This window comes from Mycobacterium sp. PTI7 (assembly GCF_056679845.1).
This window is the reverse complement of sequence record NZ_CM155252.1, coordinates 2,182,952-2,198,668: the sequence shown is the minus strand read 5'-3', so window position 1 is coordinate 2,198,668 and position 15,717 is coordinate 2,182,952. Positions and strand designations below refer to the sequence as shown.

Genomic DNA, 15,717 nt, shown 5'->3' with positions numbered 1-15,717 from the left:
GGGGACAACCATGAGAATCCTCGTCGCCAACGTCAACACGACGGCCTCGATGACCGATGCGATCGCCGAGTCGGCGCGCGGTGTCGCGTCGCCGGGCACCGAAATCATCGGCATCACGCCGCGTTTCGGTGCGGACTCCTGCGAGGGAAACTTCGAGAGCTATCTCGCGGCCATCGCCGTGATGGATGCGGTCACGTCGTATTCCGAACCGTTCGACGCCGTCATCCAGGCGGGCTACGGCGAGCACGGTCGAGAAGGCCTGCAGGAGCTGCTCGACGTCCCGGTGGTCGACATCACCGAGGCGGCGGCGTCGACGGCGATGTACCTGGGACACAAGTACTCGGTCGTCACCACGCTCGACCGCACCGTGCCGCTGATCGAGGACCGTCTCAAGCTAGCGGGACTCGACGCGCGCTGCGCATCGGTACGGGCGTCGGGTCTCGGTGTGCTCGAACTGGAGTCGGATCCCGATCGGGCGGTCGAGGCGATCGTCCGTCAGGCGCGAGAGGCCGTCGAGAACGATCACGCCGAGGTGATCTGCCTCGGCTGTGGCGGTATGGCCGAACTCGAGGAGAAGGTGACGGCCGCGACCGGCGTGCCGATCGTCGACGGCGTGCGCGCGGCGGTCACCATCGCCGAGGGACTGGTCCGGATGGGTCTGTCCACGTCGAAGGTCCGTACCTACGCGACCCCGCGGAGGAAGACCGTCACCGGCTGGCCGATCCGGTTGTAGGACAACGGGTCAGAGCATGATCTGACGGTTGACGTCCTTGTACAGCAGGTAGCGGAAGTTCGATGGCCCACCCGCGTAGCAGGCCTGCGGGCAGAAGGCGCGCAGCGAGAGGAAGTCGCCTTCCTGGACCTCCACCCAGTCTCCGTTGAGGTGGTAGACGGCCTTGCCCTCGAGCATGAGCAGGCCGTGTTCCATCACGTGGGTCTCGGCGAACGGAATGGTCGCGCCGGGCTCGAACGTCACGACGTTGACGTGCATGTCGTACCCGAGATCCTGCGGGTCGAGCATGCGCGTGGTGCGCCACTTGCCCTCGGTTCCGGGCATCGCCGACGGTTCGATGTGCTGCTCGTTGCCGAACTTCACCGACACCGGATGGCCCTCGACCGCCTCGTAGCGCTTCCGGATCCAGACGAATGTCGCATCGGCGTCGCCGTGGTTGTGGGCCGACCAGTCGGTGCCCGCCGGCAGGTAGGCGAAGCCACCCTCGGTGAGGGTCTGGGACTTGCCGGCCGCGTCGACGGTGAGCGCGCCGGACGTGACGAACAGGAAGCTCTGCACCTCGGGCTGCGGCTCCGGGCGCTGCGCCCCGCCACCGGGCTTGACCTCGACGATCGCCTGGAAGTACGTCGTCGCGCCACCGGCGACGGGCCGGTTGATGATCCATGCGCGCGTGTCGGTCCACTCCGGGAACACGGAGGTGACGATGTCCGACAGGACGCCGCGCGGGATGACCGTGTAGGCCTCGGTGACGATGGCGCGGTCGGTCAGCAGGGCGGTCTGCGGGGGCAGGCCGCCGCGGGGCGTGTAGTACGACGCAGTGGTCACGAAGTGCTCCTGGTTGGGCGGCCGAGCGCGATGTCGCGCGCGGTGGACATGGGCAGATCGGTGGCTGCTTCGATCTCGTCGACGGTGAGGGCGCCACACACGCTGCCACGGTGGATCACGCCGGCGAGTGCGCGGGCGGTGGCCGGCTCGTCCATGACGGTCGAGTCGAGCTGGTGGACGTAATTGCGCAGGCGGCTGGCGGCGGGCGCGAAGGCGCCACGGTAGAACGCGTACGTCGCCAGGTAGCGGGTGACCAGTTGGGCGGGGTGCATGTCCCATCCCTGGTAGATGCCGCGTTCGAGGTGGCGCCGGACCAGGCGCGCGTGCAACGTCCACGCCATCGCGACGTTGTCGGGGTCGCCGACGGGAAGGATGTTGGTCGAGCCGTCGGACATGTGCACGCCCGTGCCTGCGACGGCGAGTTGCATGACGTTCTTGGCGTGGTCGGCGGCCGGATGCTCCATCGACTGGTAGGCGGCGGCGATGCCGAGGGACGCCGAGTAGTCGTAGGTCCCATAGTGCAGCGAGCTGACGCGGCCCTGGCCGGCGTGGATGAACTGGGCGACGGGTGCGCTGCCATCGGCGCCGAGAATCGCCTGCGGTGTCTCCACCTGCACCTCGAAGCCAATCCGGTTGGCCGGCAGCCCGTTCGCGGCCTCGAGGGCGCTCGCGACGGCGACCATCGCCTCGACCTGGTCGACGGACGTCACCTTCGGCAGGGTGAGGGTGAGGCCGTCGGGAAGGCCGCCGGAGTCGACGAGTCCGCTGACGAACATGTCGAGCGTGCGCAGTCCGCGGGCTCGGGTACCTGCCTCGAAACACTTGAAGCGGGTGCCCACGAACGGTGTCGAGGCGCCCGACTCCAGCGCGGTCCGGAGTTCGGCGATCGCCCGTGCGACGTCGGCGTCCTCGGTCGCGTCGTCGACGGTGCCGTAGCCGTCCTCGAAGTCGATGCGCAGGTCCTCGATCGGCTCGGTGGTCAGCTTGTTCTCGACGAGGCTCGCGAGAGTCTCCGGCTCGCAGTCGGATCCACCGGTCGCGCCGACGAGTGCGGCCACGGCATCCAGGCCGCCCGCGTCCGCTGCGGCCGCCAGGGCGGCGGACCCCCAGTCGGCGGGCAACGTCGCCGAATACCGGTTGCCGGGGACGTAGACGGTGTGGACGGGCTGCCGCCGGCCGTCGTCACCGGGGTACCGGGTCACCAGTCGGTCGTCGGCGGCCGAGAGGTGGCGGTCGACGTCGGCCAGCACCGCATCGTCGAGGCGTCGTGTCATCGGCGTCCCTTCTTCGGCCGAGTGAATTCCACAATGTGGAGTTTAGCGTGGGCGCCGATGCACGCGTGGTGGGTATCGTCCGATTGCCGTCGAAATTCCGTATTGCGGAATGAAACGTGGGCATGTTGGATGGAATGACAATCGTCGGCTGAAAGTGGATCGCATGGCGGAGAAGTCGGGCGGCGTGCAGTCGGTGGAGCGGGCGTTCGAATTGATGGAGTTGATCGGACGCGCGGGAGGGGAGTGCTCGCTGACGGAGTTGTCGTCGGAGTCTCCGTTGCCCCCGCCGACGATCCACCGTCTGCTGCGGACGCTCGTCGGCGTCGGCTACGTGCGACAGCTCCCGAACCGCCGTTATGCGTTGGGGCCAAGGCTGATTCGTCTCGGTGAGGTTGCGAATCGTCAGTTGGGCGCGGTCGCCGGACCGGTGCTGCAGTCGCTGGTCGACGAGCTGTCGGAGACGGCGAGTCTCGCTGTACTCGACGGCGACATGGTCATCTACACCGGGCAGGTCCCGTCTCCGAACCACGGTCGGACGAACCACGAGGTCGGCAAGCGCGTCGGGCTGCACACGTCCGGTGTGGGCAAGGCCGTCCTGGCCGAGTTGGACGACGCCCGCATCCTGAAACTGGTGACGCAGTCGGGACTTCCGGCACCGACCGGCAACAGTGCGTCGACCCTGTCGGCCGTGTTCGCGAACGTCGAGCGCGTGCGCGCCGACGGCTATGCGATCGACGACGAGGAGTTCGAGAGCGGTGTCCGCTCGGTGGCGATGGCGGTGCCGGGTGCTCCGACTCCCATGGCGATCGGCATTTCCGGCCCGTCGGCTCGTCTCCGCAAGGACTTCATCGCTCGCGCGCTTCCCGCACTCGAGAATGCAACCAGCGTGATCTCCGAGGCTCTGATCGGTGCCAAGGAGCAGTGAGGATTGCGTCGCTTGGTGCTAGTGCGATCCGGGGTCGGTCATGATCTCGACCATGGCGGGTCCGGGGTAGTCGAGTGCTTCTCTGATGACGGATGCGACGTCGGACCGATCTGTGACGCGCTTGCCGTAGGCGCCGCAGTCCCGGGCCAATGCTGAGAAGTCGGGGTTGAGCAGGGATGTCTGCCAGACCGCGTACTGGGCGCTGCGCTGTTCCTCGCTGATCTTCGCGAGTTCGCCGTTGTTGAGCAGGATGTGGGTGATGTTCATGTCGTACTTCACGGCCGTGGTGAATTCGGCGAGGTACTGACCGAACCCACCGTCACCGGTGACGGCGACGATGGGACGGTCCGGCGCCGCCGCCCAAGCTCCCAGGGCGGCGGGAAAGCCGAAGCCGATCGAACCGAGATATCCCGACATGAGCACCGTTTGCGACGTGGGTTCGAAGTATCGCCCGAACGAGTAGGCGTGATTGCCCACGTCCACTGTGATGACGGCGTTCTCAGGTGCCAGCCCGTTCAGCTCGTAGAAGACCGCCGCGGCAGACACCCGCCCGTTGTGCGGTGCCACGTTCGCACGTCGTGCCTTTTCCGCGCGCCATACTGCCCAGCGTTCGGCGATCTCCGGTCGTTGGTCGACGATCGCCGGGTGGACGCGCAGACCCTCGGTCAACGCGTGGGCGGCGACACCCACGTCCCCGAGTACCGGCACCGTGACGGGCTGGAACCGGCCGAGCATCAGAGGATCGGTGTCCACCTGAACCGTCGGTTTGAAGGGCGAGATCCCGCTGTGGTTCGAGAACGATGCCCCGAGGACCAGCAGCAGGTCGGCCTTGTTCATCATCCATGACGCGACGGGCGTTCCGGAACGTCCCAGTACGCCGCAGGCCAGTGGGTGTTCGTCGGAGATCTGCCCCTTGGCCTTGAACGTCGTGAGGACAGGGGCGTTCAGCTGTTCGGCGAGCGAAATGACCTGATTCATATGCGCTTTGGCGCCGGCACCCACCACCACGACCGGACGGCTGGCGGCCGCGATGCGGTCGAGAGCGTCCCTGAGCGCAGATTCGGGCGGGCCCACGCGAAGGTCGGGCATCCGCCCAGTGGGGCCCGAGGCGGGTTGTTGCGGCGCTGCTTGCACCTGCACCTCGTCGGGCAGCACGAGGTGTCCGACCCCGCGGCCGAGAACCGCGTGCTTGAGCGCCATCGTCATCAGTTCGGCGTGGTCGGATCCCGAGCGCACCATGGCCGAATACGTGGAGACGTCGGCGAACGCGGCGAGTAGGTCGATGTCCTGGAAGGCGCCCTTACCGGCGACAGACGAATCCACGTTGCCCGACAGGGCTAGTACCGGTGCGCGGTCTGCCTTCGCGTCGTACAGACCGGTCAGCAGGTTCGTAGAACCCGGTCCCGCGATGCCGAAGCACGCGGCAGGCCTTCCGGTAAGCTTTCCGTAGGCCGATGCCGCGAAGGCCGCCGCCCCCTCGTGGCGAATGCCGAAATAGCGGAGCTTGCCTTCGGTCTCGGCGCGGTGCATCGCCTCCGCCATGCCGAGGTTCGAGTGCCCGACCATCCCGAATACGGTGTCGATTCCCCAGTTGGTCATCGTCTCGACCAGCACGTCGCTCACTGTGCGGACGTGTGGTGTGGGTGCCGGTGTGCCGACGTAGATCCCGTCCGCGCGGACCTGGACGGGGTAGGTCGGGACGTTGAACTCTGGTCCGCCGGCGGCTTCACCGGTGAACGGGTCGAAATCGAAGCCATGCCAGGGGCACCGGATCTTGCCGTTTTCCACGGTGCCCTGGCCCAGCGGCCCGCCTTGGTGCGGGCAGCGGTTGTCGATGGCGCCGTAGCCGCCGTGCAGTTTGGTCAGCGCCACGGACTTCAGGCCTACCGCGCACACCGTCACCTCGCCCTCGTCCAGCGATTCGGAGTCGATCGCCCTATGCCACTCCGTGTCTCGATCGGAGCGCAGTCGGTCGAAGCTCTGGCGCAACAGTCCCCCCGCGGTCGTGGCAGGTGATGCTGCTTGGGGGTCATCGGAACTCACAGCGGCACCACTCCTGCGTAGGGGACTCCACTGAGATGAGCGAAGTCGCGGTCGAATGTGACGAGATCGTCGAGTTCGAAGTCGGCGAGGCGTCGGTGACCACATGCCCGGGCCAGAACCGTCATCAACTCGACGGTGGATCTCAGAAAGCGGTCCAGCCGCTGCGCCGCCAGTTGAACGGGTAGCCGGTCGCGGAGGTGGGGCTGCTGCGTGGCGATCCCCACGGGGCAGGCGTTGCTGTTGCAGGCGCGCATGCCGACGCACCCGATGGCCTGCAGGGTTGAATTGGACAATCCGATGGCGTCGGCGCCCAACGCGAGTGCCTTGACTATGTCCGCCGCGGTGCGTATCCCGCCGGTGACGGCCAGGGTGACGTGGTCGGCCGCGGACGCGGTCAGGTGTCGCCGCGCCCTGGCGAGTGCGGGGATGGTAGGTACGGAGATGTTGTCGCGGAACAACGTCGGGGCTGCACCGGTGCCGCCGCCACGCCCATCGAGGATGATGTAGTCGACACCGATCGCCAGGGCGGCGTCGATGTCGCGTTCGATCTGCTGCGCGCTCATCTTGTAGCCGACGGGAATTCCCCCGGACACCTCTCGGACTTCCGCGGCGAACTCGCGGAACTGATCGAGCGAGGTCCAGTCGGGAAACCGGGCGGGGGAGATCGCAGCAGTGCCCTCCGGCAGGCCACGCACCTCGGCGATCTTGCCGGTCACCTTGCTCCCGGGCAGATGTCCGCCGGTCCCGGTCTTGGCGCCCTGGCCACCCTTGAAGTGGAACGCCTGCACCTTCTTCAGGTGCTCGGAACTCCACCCGAAACGGGCCGAGGCGAGTTCGTAGAGGTATCGCGAGTTGTGCTGCTGCTCTTCGGGAAGCATGCCGCCTTCACCGGAACAGATTCCGGTGCCAGCCATCTGGGCCCCGGTGGACAAGGCGACCTTGGCCTCTTCCGAGAGCGCTCCGAAGCTCATGTCGCTGACGAACAGCGGAATGTCGAGGATCAGGGGTCGCTTGGCCGCAGGACCGATCACGGTTTCGGTTGCGACCGGCTCGTTCTCCAGCAGTGGCATTCGAGCAAGTTGGGCGGTCACCAGTTGGATCGAGTCCCACTTCGGCAGCTGATCCCTGGGCACGCCCATGGCGGCCATGGGTCCGTGGTGGCCGACCCTGTCCAGACCGTGCGCGGCGAGTTCGTGGATGTGCGTGACGAACGGCTCGTCGGCGGAGTCGGCTGGCGTGATCCAGCGGCTCTGGTAGCCGTCATCCTCGTAGGTCGCCGGATGGGCGCGTGTGAACTCCGCCACCGACCGCGCGTCCAGGTATACGCCGCCGTCCGACACCCAGGCGGGAAACTTGGTGAGCGCCACTGCCGGGTTCACGGGTGACACGCCAGTCTCGGAGTCGAAGCGCCAGCCGTGCACCCCGCACACGACCAGGTCGCCCTCGACGCGTCCGTCACCCAGGAGTGCACCCCGGTGGGGGCACCGTCCGTGCAGCGCGGACACGCTCGGGCCTCGACGGATGAGGACGACGTCCACACCGTCAACCGTGACGGGACGCGGGTGGTCGGACGTCAGGTCGTCGAATGACGCCACTCGCACTGCGTTCGCCGTACCGGTCTTCACGACACTCGCGATCCGGTTGGTCATCGCGACGAGTCCTCGTGCGTCCAGCGGTTGGGGTTGCTCTCCAGAGCGCTGCGGTCCCATCCCATCGCGTCGGCGGCCGCGCCGTAGGTGACCTCGAGGAAGTCCAGCACCGCCTGGTCCGGGTCCTTCGCCTCGCGGGCGACCTCGTAGGGCAACAGGTACTGCCGCAGCCCGTTGTCGTAGAAGGCGCCGTCGGGAAGGCCGGTGGCGTCGGCGAATCCGGCAGGCTCGGGATAGGCGTAGGAGTAGAACGCGCCTTCGGCCCCACCGCCGGGCCAGAACCCACAACTACTCAACTCGTGGGAGTACCCCTCCTCCATCACCCAGTGGCCACAGTTCGGCGCGCCTCCGGGATGTCGCGGGGCGAGGCCACCGGAGAACCGGGTGCATGCCAGGTCGAAGGAACCCCAGAAGAAGTGCACGGGGCTGACCTTGCCGACGAAGTGCGCACGGAACTGGTTGATCACCCGGTCGGCCTGCACCAGTTGGCGCCAGAACGCGTTGGCCGCGTCGGGGTCGTAGCCGACGTGGGTGTCTTCGGCGAACGGGATGGCGGGGTCCACTTCGTTGGGACCATTGGAGATGCGCGCCTCGACGCCCAGACTGGCGAGCGTGTCGAGCACTGCTCGATGAAAGCCCGCCACGGAGTTGTCCCGCAGATCGATGGTGGCGGCACCGCCGTCGCTCACCCGCACCTTGAGTACGTGTTCGACGAGGTCGAACTCCATGTCGAAGGATTCGGTGCCCATGGGGATTGCCGACGTCGTCAACCCTCGCGGCGACACGTAGAGCGCCACCTGCCACCAGTGGTTGAGCAACGGCGCGTGGGCAAGTCGGACCTTGCCCACGATCTGAGTCCACATGTGCAGGGACCGTCGCGTCGGCTCCCAGTCATCGACCCGTAGCGCCGGCCAGCCCTGGCCCGCTAGGACATTGGTCATTCGATCCTCCTTTTCGTCTAGAACCGAGTCGCCGCCGCTTACGGTGGCGTCGGTTGAACTGTCCTTCATGTCTTCACGAGACGGCGACTACTCGGGGTGGGGTGCGCGTTCGGTGGGGATGACGCCGAATCGGCCCGCCTGATAGTCCTCGAAGGCTTGGACGATCTCCTGTCGGGTGTTCATCACGAAGGGGCCCGACTGAACCACGGGTTCTCGGATCGGCCTGCCGCCGAGCAGCATGACCTCCAAGTTCGGCTCCGCAGCGGGTTGGCTCTGCGTGGCAGCCATGGTCAGTGCGTCTCCGGCACCGAAGACGGCCAATTGGCCCTTGCGGAAGGGTCGAGCTTCGGTACCGACGGTGCCGTTGCCGGCGAGCACGTAGGCCAGCGAGTTGAAGTCGGCCTGCCACGGCAGTTCGAGGCGCGCGCCGGGGCTGATGGTCGCGTGCACGACGGTGATCGGTGTGTAGGTCGTCCCGGCCCGGAGTAACCGGCGACGTCTCCGTCGATGACGCGCAAGAGCGCGCCGCCGTCGGCCGAGGACAGCAGTCGGGCTTTCTTGGCGCGGATGTCCTGGTAGCGCGGTGTCACGAACTTGCTCTCGCGCGGCAGATTCACCCACAGCTGCACGCCGTGGAACATCCCGCCGGAGACCACCAGGTGCTCCGGCGGCTTCTCGATGTGCAGGATTCCGCTGCCTGCGGTCATCCATTGGGTATCGCCATTGGTGATCGTGCCGCCGCCGCCGTGGGAGTCAGTGTGCTCGAACGTGCCGTCGATGATGTAGGTGACGGTTTCGAACCCCCGATGGGGATGCCACGGTGTCCCCATGGGTTCGCCTGGCGCCCAATCGACCTCGCCCATCTGATCCATGTGGATGAACGGGTCCAGGTCGGTGTGCGACACCCCGGCGAATCCGCGTCGGACGGGGAAGCCGTCACCCTCGAATCCGACCGGCGCGGTGGTGACCGATCGCACGGGCCGTTGCCTGCCGGTGGCGTGGTTCGGGACCGGGACACGCGGCAGAGTGAGCGTGTCTGCAGTGATGGCTGGCACGAGTGTTCCTCTCGAGAGTGGGTGTTGGACCGAAACGCAATTACGTCGACGGCGCTGCGGTGAGGCGGAGAGTCGGGACGGTATTCGTCACCCGATGTGATTCATCAGCGCGTTCGTGTCGACCAGATCCCATCCCTCGGGCGTCCGACCCTCGGTGCTGCCATGACGACCTCCGATGCAGCACGACCAGATGTGTTATCAAGTCTGGAAGCCGCGCGATCCGATTGCCAGATCGGGTTGTGCCGATTTCGGCAAGGATCGTGCCAGGAGGTGGTCGGGGTGCCCCGGGTCATACGCAAGGTGGCGCTGGTGGTCTTACCGCGCGTGATCGCCTTGGATTTCAGCATCGCCGCCAACGTGCTGGGCGGTCATCCGGGCTTCGAGCTGCTGGGTGACCGGGCATGCGGGGCATGCGGGTCCGGAGGACGGCGTCACGATCGTGCCGTCGCATCCGCTTGCCGTGGTCGACGATGCCGACGTGGTGGTGGTCCCGGGCTTCGGCGATCCGCACCTGCCGCCGCCGGATGTCTACCTGGACGCGATTGCCCGCGCCGCGCGGCGGGGCGCCACCATGGTCGGTATCTGCACCGGGTCCTTCGCGCTGGCGGCCAGCGGTGTGACGGACGGCCGCAAGGTGACGACGCATTGGCGGTACACCGAGCAGCTGAGGAAGCTGTATCCGGATACGACGGTGGTCGACGATGTGCTGTACATCGAGGACGGCAACCTGCTGACGTCAGCGGGGGCTGGTGCGGGGATCGATGTGGGCCTGCACCTGATCCGTAACACGTTTGGGGTCGGGTCCGAACTCGCGATGGGCAGGGAGCTGATCGCGCAGCCGACTCGTCCCGGGCAGCAGCCGCAGTACGTCGACGTGCTCTGTCCGCCCAGCGCCGACCTGGCCGAGACGCGGAACTGGGCGCTGCAGCGCCTGGAGCAGTCGCTCACCGTGGATCAGCTGGCCCGCCACGCGTCGATGTCGCGGCGCACGTTCATCCGCAGGTTCGGCGAGGAGACCGGCATGCCGCCCGTGCGGTGGCTCACGCTGCAGCGGGTGCTGGTCGCCCGGCGGCTCCTGGAGACCTCGGACTGGTCCGTCGAACGGATCGCGGCGGCCTCCGGCCTTGGCACTGCCGCCAACCTCCGCATCAGCTTTCGCCGGGAAACCGGCTTGCTGCCCAGCGAATACCGCCGGCGGTACCGCCGGGAGGCCGACGCCACGGGCTGAACGAATGGGTTCGCTTCTGGCCCGACGTCGCCATGCCGTCGATGGCGGACATTGCGGAATCGGACTCGGAGGTGCCGACGTCGCTGGGCGAGAAAGCTCACCGGCGACGACTCGTCCGCCAGCCGGACCACACGGCGAGGACGGTCAGCGCCGCGAGCACCGCGTAGATGACGAGCAGGTCGATGCGAATGTTGGCGTCCGCCCGGTCCTCGGACACCGTGATCTCCCACCCGGCATAGGCGATCCACAGGACCGCGGCGACCAGGGCGATGCGCGAACCGGTCGATTTCCAGACGAGTGCGAGGACGGTTGCACCGAGCAGCGCAAGCCACGGGTAATCGATGAAGAGCGTGGTCCACCGCATGGTGTCAGCAGCGTACCGATGGGGGAGCGAGGGGGCCGCGGTCCGTCACGCGGTGCGCAGCTGACGCCACGGTTCGCTCACAGTGGCGATTACGAAAAGGGTTGTGTCGCACAATCGAAGGCGCGCTCCGCGATGAGTGTGCCCAGTGCGCGCCAACTGCGCGCGTTCTACAAGGGGCGAGTGTGTGCGTTCACGCTGCCCAGGAGCTGGTGCGGCCAAATCCTGAAAAGCAATGCGCTGGAGACACTTTCATAGCAGAAGCGTCACAGTGACGAATCTGGACCTTATCAGCCTCGGCCTATCGGCTCGTTCAGTTGTCAAGTGACACCGCTCAGCTATCGTGAACAAGACCATGTTCAGCGCAAACGAAGGGGTGGCTAATGCCTATGTTGACGAGGGGTCAGCGCAGACGGATTGGAGTGGCGGCTGCCGTCGCTGGATCGTTCGGGATCGTGGCGCTGGCCGGAACCGTACCCGCGAGCGCCGACACGGACGACCCGGGATGCGACGCATTCGGTTGGCGGCATCCCATGTGTGCCGGCGGGGCCTGGGCCAACGACGAGACGGCGTCCGAGGAGTGGGGCCCTGCGAACATTCCGAACCCCGTGACGCCGGGCGGCGACATGTCCATGACATTCCCGGGTTCGCCCAATACGCCCTAGGTTCGACGGTAGTGGTGCCCACGGTAAACGTGTATGTGACTGCAGGGCAGCGCCTTCGAAGCATCCGCCATGAGGCGTCAAAACGTCACTGTGACGTATTGATGGACGAGGCTCTAGTCGACTGTGGGGCGTCGCGGAGCGAACGGTGGGCGTGGGAGGCATCGGTCGTCGGTCGCGTTCGGCGTCTCTGAGCACCCGTCGAGGATGCCTCTGCAGCGCCGGCCGGCCGGCGACCGATGGATGGCGTTCGGTGCGGAATGTAGACGGGTGACGCCGGCGTCGGCCGACGACGGCACGCTTGACGCAGCGCCTACGTCCAGCGACGGGGATGCTGACTGCCCATCGCGTGCAGCGAGGCGCACTTCGCGACCTCCGAGCCTTTCGACCACATCGCGCACGTCAGGTTTGTGCCGATAAGCCACATTATGTCAACTAATGTCGCCGTCTTCATCAAATGAACCACGGACGTTCCCAGTGACCCTCGCCTGGGCCCACCGGGTGGATTCGGCCAAAGCGCCTTGACGCCCACCTCGTCGAAGACGGCTGGTTCCCAGTGACCCTCGCCTGGGCCCACCGGGTGGATTCGGCCAAAGCGCCTTGACGCCCACCTCGTCGAAGACGGCTGGGACGCCAAGTTCGTCCAAGGCCAGGCCGGCCATGAATACGCCAGCGCCACAGCGCTCTACACCGGCGTCTCGAGCGACTTCCGAACCCGCACTCTGCGCCGAATCCTGGACCGGACCATCAAGGATGCCTTCTCCTTTGGCGAGGAGACGAACAGCACCGATCTCATCCCCCGCCTCGCTGAACGTGGAATACAGCTGTCGCGGCCACAGGTCTACCGCATCGTGCACCAAGGCTCTGGTCGTTTCGTGTAAACACCGCATCATTGCAGGAGTTTCAGCACCCCGAGTTGCCATCTAAGACGACTAGTCATATTGTGAGCATAGCCGTCCAGCGAAGTGTTGGCCGGCGTCCACTGAGTGGAGCAAGGTTTGATCCCTTTGAGGCGTTAGGAGCAGTGGCCATGCCCAAGCCGAACGTGCGCGAGAAGATCATCGGCGGAGCTTCGGATGTGTTCCACCGAAAAGGGTTCAATGCCAGCACCGTCGACAATATTGTGGACACCGCGGGTGTTCCGAAGGGCTCGTTCTACAACCACTTCAAGAGCAAAGAGGACCTGGCGCTGGAGGTGATCGACCGCTATCGCGCCGCGTTCGAGCATGGATCCCTGATCGACTATGAGCGTTCGCCCGTCGAACGGCTCGCGGTGTACTTCGAGTACCTCGCCGACCGTTTCGAGCGTGATGGTTTCGACAAGGGTTGCCTGCTGGGCAATTTCGCCAATGAGATGGCTGACCACAGCCCTGCTATTCGGGCACGGTTGACAGCCGTGTTCGACGAATGGACCGACGCCCTCGCGGCGGTGATCCGGGAAGGCCAGCAACGGGGGGAGATCGGCTCGCCCCAACCGGCGGCGCGCTTGGCAGGCTTCCTGCTGAACGCCAGTGAAGGTGCCATCGTGCGGACCCGGTGCAGCAAGGACCGGGCTGCGATGGAGGATTTTCGCGCGCTGGCCTTCTCGGTTCTCGACATCCGCTGAATGCCGATCGTCGATGCGACGACGCATCCCTGCATGCCCACGGCAAGATGACTAGTCATATTACATACCCGAACGGCTGCGACCCGCGGCTCACCGGCGCAGAAAGGCGGCGAACATGTCCGACACATACAGAGTTCTGCAAGTGACCGCGCCCGGGGTTCTCGATCTCGTCCACCGCCCTTTGATCGCGCCCGTCGCCGGCCAGGTCCGCATCCGCGTCGCGGCCTGTGGAGTATGTCATTCCGATTCGTTGGCGGTGGAAGGAATCCTTGCCGTCGACTACCCCCGGGTGCCCGGCCACGAAGTCGTGGGCACGATCGATGCGATCGGTGAGGGCGTGCAGGGTTGGACGGTCGGCCAGCGGGTGGGCGTCGGCTATCAAGGGGGCACCTGTGGCTGTTGCGATAGCTGCAGGCGAGGTCAGTTCATGACCTGCGAGAACCAGCTCAGTACCGGTCTTGACTATGACGGCGGTTATGCCGAAGTGATGATCGCCCAGGCGAACGGCCTTGCCGCGATACCCGACGGTCTATCAGCCGCCGAGGCTGCTCCGATACTGTGCGCGGGCGTCACCGTCTTTAACGGACTGCGCAACTCGGTGGCCCGGGCCGGCGATCTGGTGGCCATCCAGGGAGTGGGCGGCCTCGGTCATCTCGGTATCCAGTATGCGCGAAAGATGGGTTTCCGCGTTGCCGCCATCGCGCGCGGCCGGGAAAAGGAAACGCTTGCAAAAGGTTTCGGTGCCCACCACTACATCGACAGCGAAGGCGGCGATCCGGTGGCTGCCCTACGGGATCTCGGTGGCGCGAAGGTGATCCTGGCCACTGCTGCCGACAGCAAGTCGGCGGGGTTGTTGGTTGGAGCGCTCGCACCGCAAGGCCAACTGGTGGTCGCGGGCGCTTCGTTCGAACCGATGGAGGTCGACGCGGTCAAAATGCTGTTCAGCGAGCAGTCGATCATCGGCACACTCACAGGGTCGCCAATCGAGCGGGAGGACACGCTGAGTTTCACTGCGTTACAGAATATTCGAGCAATGACCGAAGCGGTGCCGCTCGCGCAGGCGGCTGAAGCCTACGGCCGCATGATGCGCAACGAGGCGCGCTTCCGCATGGTGCTCACCCCGTGAGCTGAGCCGCCACCGTCACCTAGCGCCATCGCCCGTCGAACCGGCAGCCGTCGGTACTCGACACCTCACACCCACACTGAAGGACTCCCGTGAAATCAATCCAGTTCAGCAAATACAACTCTCCACGCTCAATCAGCCTCGTACACGTCGAATCTGCGCCGGTAGGTGCCGGCCAGGTGCGCGTCGCACTCGAGGTCGCGCCGCTGAATCCATCGGACTTCATGCTGCTGGATGGGCAATATCCGTTCCAGCCGGCGCTGCCGTCACCCGCAGGTTCCGAGGGCGTCGGCTACGTCACCGAGATCGGTTCAGGTGTCGTCTCCGTCGCGACCGGGGATCGAGTCCTGGTCCTGCCGTCACCTCAGCCAGGCACCTGGCAGGAGGAGAAAGTCATCGACGAGCGCTACGTCGTCCGAGTGGCCCGTGCTGCCGATCCCGTCCAGCTGGCAACGGCCGGGATCAACGCGGCAACGGCATATCTGGTGCTGCAGTACGGGAGCTACCTCGAACCCGGGTCCTGGGTGGCGCAGACCTCCGCCAACTCCGGTGTCGGCGCCTTCGTCATGGCCCTGGCCCGGCGTGCCGGCCTGCGCACGCTGAACGTGGTCCGTCGCGCGAACGCAGTTCAACCGCTGCTGGCAGCGGGCGCCGACGCGGTAGTGGTAAGTGACGAGACCATGCCCGCGGCACTCGCCGACATCCTGCAAGGTGACGAGATCGGACTGTTGATCGACGGAGTCGGCGGCCCCGTCATTGACGGGCTCGTTCCACACCTTGCCCGTGGCGCGAACATCGTGAGTTACGCCGTGCCCACCGGGCTGCCCATCGTCGTGAATCCAATGCAACTCAACTTCCACGGACTCCACGTGCACGGTTTCTGGGTGCACAATTGGCTGGATTCGGCCCCGCGCGAAGAGATCGAGCAGGTGTACTCCCACCTCATAGAGTTGATAGCCGACGGCACACTGCGCACACCTGTGGAGGCCGTCTACCACTTAGATGACTACCCCAAAGCAATCGCGCACGCCCGATCCAACAGACGGGGCGGGAAGATAATGTTCGGCGCGGAAACCGTGAGGGCATTCAGCCCCATCCTCGATGGCTTGGCGTAGTCGCCGCAGAGCACAATCGGTGGCCAACTGAAGAGTTCTCAAACGCGAGATAGTGATCGGCAGTGCAGATTCCAGCGTTGAGTGGGCGGCGCGAGAAACAGCCGCCGAGTCGCCTCAAGTGGTTGGAACTCAGTCCTACGAACGTGTACTCATCGAAGCCGTTGACTAACAACGGAA

12 protein-coding genes and 3 pseudogenes are annotated in these 15,717 nt (G+C 65.9%); 8 read left to right on the top strand and 7 right to left on the bottom strand.

Features of this window, described 5'->3' with window-relative positions:
- The first annotated feature begins 10 nt into the window (after positions 1–10).
- On the top strand, positions 11–733 hold the full coding sequence (locus AC1MEY_RS10650) for an aspartate/glutamate racemase family protein (protein ID WP_480230602.1): 723 nt from the start codon (positions 11–13) through the stop codon (positions 731–733).
- Between the two features lie 9 nt (positions 734–742).
- On the opposite strand, the gene AC1MEY_RS10645 is transcribed toward AC1MEY_RS10650, so the two are convergent.
- Positions 743–1,558: a bifunctional allantoicase/(S)-ureidoglycine aminohydrolase gene (locus AC1MEY_RS10645; protein WP_480230601.1), complete on the bottom strand. Its 816-nt coding sequence runs from the start codon at positions 1,556–1,558 to the stop codon at positions 743–745.
- The gene (locus AC1MEY_RS10640; protein WP_480230600.1) at positions 1,555–2,832 is read right to left on the bottom strand and encodes a DUF6986 family protein; all 1,278 of its coding nucleotides are present in this window, start codon (positions 2,830–2,832) and stop codon (positions 1,555–1,557) included. Before AC1MEY_RS10640 ends, AC1MEY_RS10645 begins: the two co-directional genes overlap by 4 nt.
- Positions 2,833–2,995: 163 nt before the next feature.
- Here AC1MEY_RS10640 and AC1MEY_RS10635 point away from each other — a divergent pair, with 163 nt between their 5' ends.
- The gene (locus AC1MEY_RS10635; protein ID WP_480230599.1) at positions 2,996–3,757 is read left to right on the top strand and encodes an IclR family transcriptional regulator; all 762 of its coding nucleotides are present in this window, start codon (positions 2,996–2,998) and stop codon (positions 3,755–3,757) included.
- Positions 3,758–3,775: 18 nt separating this feature from the next.
- Here AC1MEY_RS10635 and AC1MEY_RS10630 read toward each other — a convergent pair whose 3' ends face one another.
- The 4 genes and pseudogenes from AC1MEY_RS10630 to AC1MEY_RS10615 all read right to left on the bottom strand — a co-directional run bounded on the left by AC1MEY_RS10630 (position 3,776) and on the right by AC1MEY_RS10615 (position 9,445).
- Positions 3,776–5,746: a thiamine pyrophosphate-dependent enzyme gene (locus AC1MEY_RS10630; protein ID WP_480230598.1), complete on the bottom strand. Its 1,971-nt coding sequence runs from the start codon at positions 5,744–5,746 to the stop codon at positions 3,776–3,778.
- A 50-nt stretch (positions 5,747–5,796) separates the two neighbouring features.
- Entirely contained in the window at positions 5,797–7,449 is a 1,653-nt protein-coding gene (locus AC1MEY_RS10625) for a glutamate synthase-related protein (RefSeq protein ID WP_480230597.1), read from the bottom strand.
- Positions 7,446–8,390, bottom strand: coding sequence for a DUF5996 family protein (locus AC1MEY_RS10620; RefSeq protein WP_480230596.1), 945 nt, complete (start codon positions 8,388–8,390; stop codon positions 7,446–7,448). Before AC1MEY_RS10620 ends, AC1MEY_RS10625 begins: the two co-directional genes overlap by 4 nt.
- A gap of 87 nt (positions 8,391–8,477) precedes the next feature.
- Positions 8,478–9,445 (bottom strand): annotated as a pseudogene (locus tag AC1MEY_RS10615) (pirin family protein).
- A 391-nt stretch (positions 9,446–9,836) separates the two neighbouring features.
- Here AC1MEY_RS10615 and AC1MEY_RS10610 point away from each other — a divergent pair.
- Positions 9,837–10,673 carry a GlxA family transcriptional regulator gene (locus tag AC1MEY_RS10610; protein ID WP_480230595.1) on the top strand — a complete coding sequence of 279 codons (837 nt, stop codon included), beginning with the start codon at positions 9,837–9,839 and terminating at the stop codon, positions 10,671–10,673.
- A 97-nt stretch (positions 10,674–10,770) separates the two neighbouring features.
- On the opposite strand, the gene AC1MEY_RS10605 is transcribed toward AC1MEY_RS10610, so the two are convergent.
- Positions 10,771–11,037, bottom strand: a complete 267-nt coding sequence (locus AC1MEY_RS10605) for a hypothetical protein (protein WP_480230594.1) — start codon at positions 11,035–11,037, stop codon at positions 10,771–10,773.
- Positions 11,038–12,304: 1,267 nt separating this feature from the next.
- Here AC1MEY_RS10605 and AC1MEY_RS10600 point away from each other — a divergent pair.
- The 5 genes and pseudogenes from AC1MEY_RS10600 to AC1MEY_RS10580 all read left to right on the top strand — a co-directional run.
- Positions 12,305–12,478: pseudogene (locus AC1MEY_RS10600) on the top strand (site-specific integrase); the annotation flags it as partial.
- Positions 12,476–12,556 (top strand): annotated as a pseudogene (locus tag AC1MEY_RS10595) (helix-turn-helix domain-containing protein); the annotation flags it as partial. The pseudogenes AC1MEY_RS10600 and AC1MEY_RS10595, both read left to right, overlap by 3 nt.
- Before the next feature lie 170 nt (positions 12,557–12,726).
- Entirely contained in the window at positions 12,727–13,302 is a 576-nt protein-coding gene (locus AC1MEY_RS10590; protein ID WP_480230593.1) for a TetR/AcrR family transcriptional regulator, read from the top strand.
- A 115-nt stretch (positions 13,303–13,417) separates the two neighbouring features.
- Positions 13,418–14,428, top strand: a complete 1,011-nt coding sequence (locus AC1MEY_RS10585; protein WP_480230592.1) for an alcohol dehydrogenase — start codon at positions 13,418–13,420, stop codon at positions 14,426–14,428.
- Positions 14,429–14,517: 89 nt separating this feature from the next.
- Positions 14,518–15,540 (top strand): zinc-dependent alcohol dehydrogenase family protein, encoded by a 1,023-nt coding sequence (locus AC1MEY_RS10580; protein ID WP_480230591.1) that lies wholly within the window; start codon positions 14,518–14,520, stop codon positions 15,538–15,540.
- Positions 15,541–15,717 lie beyond the last annotated feature (177 nt).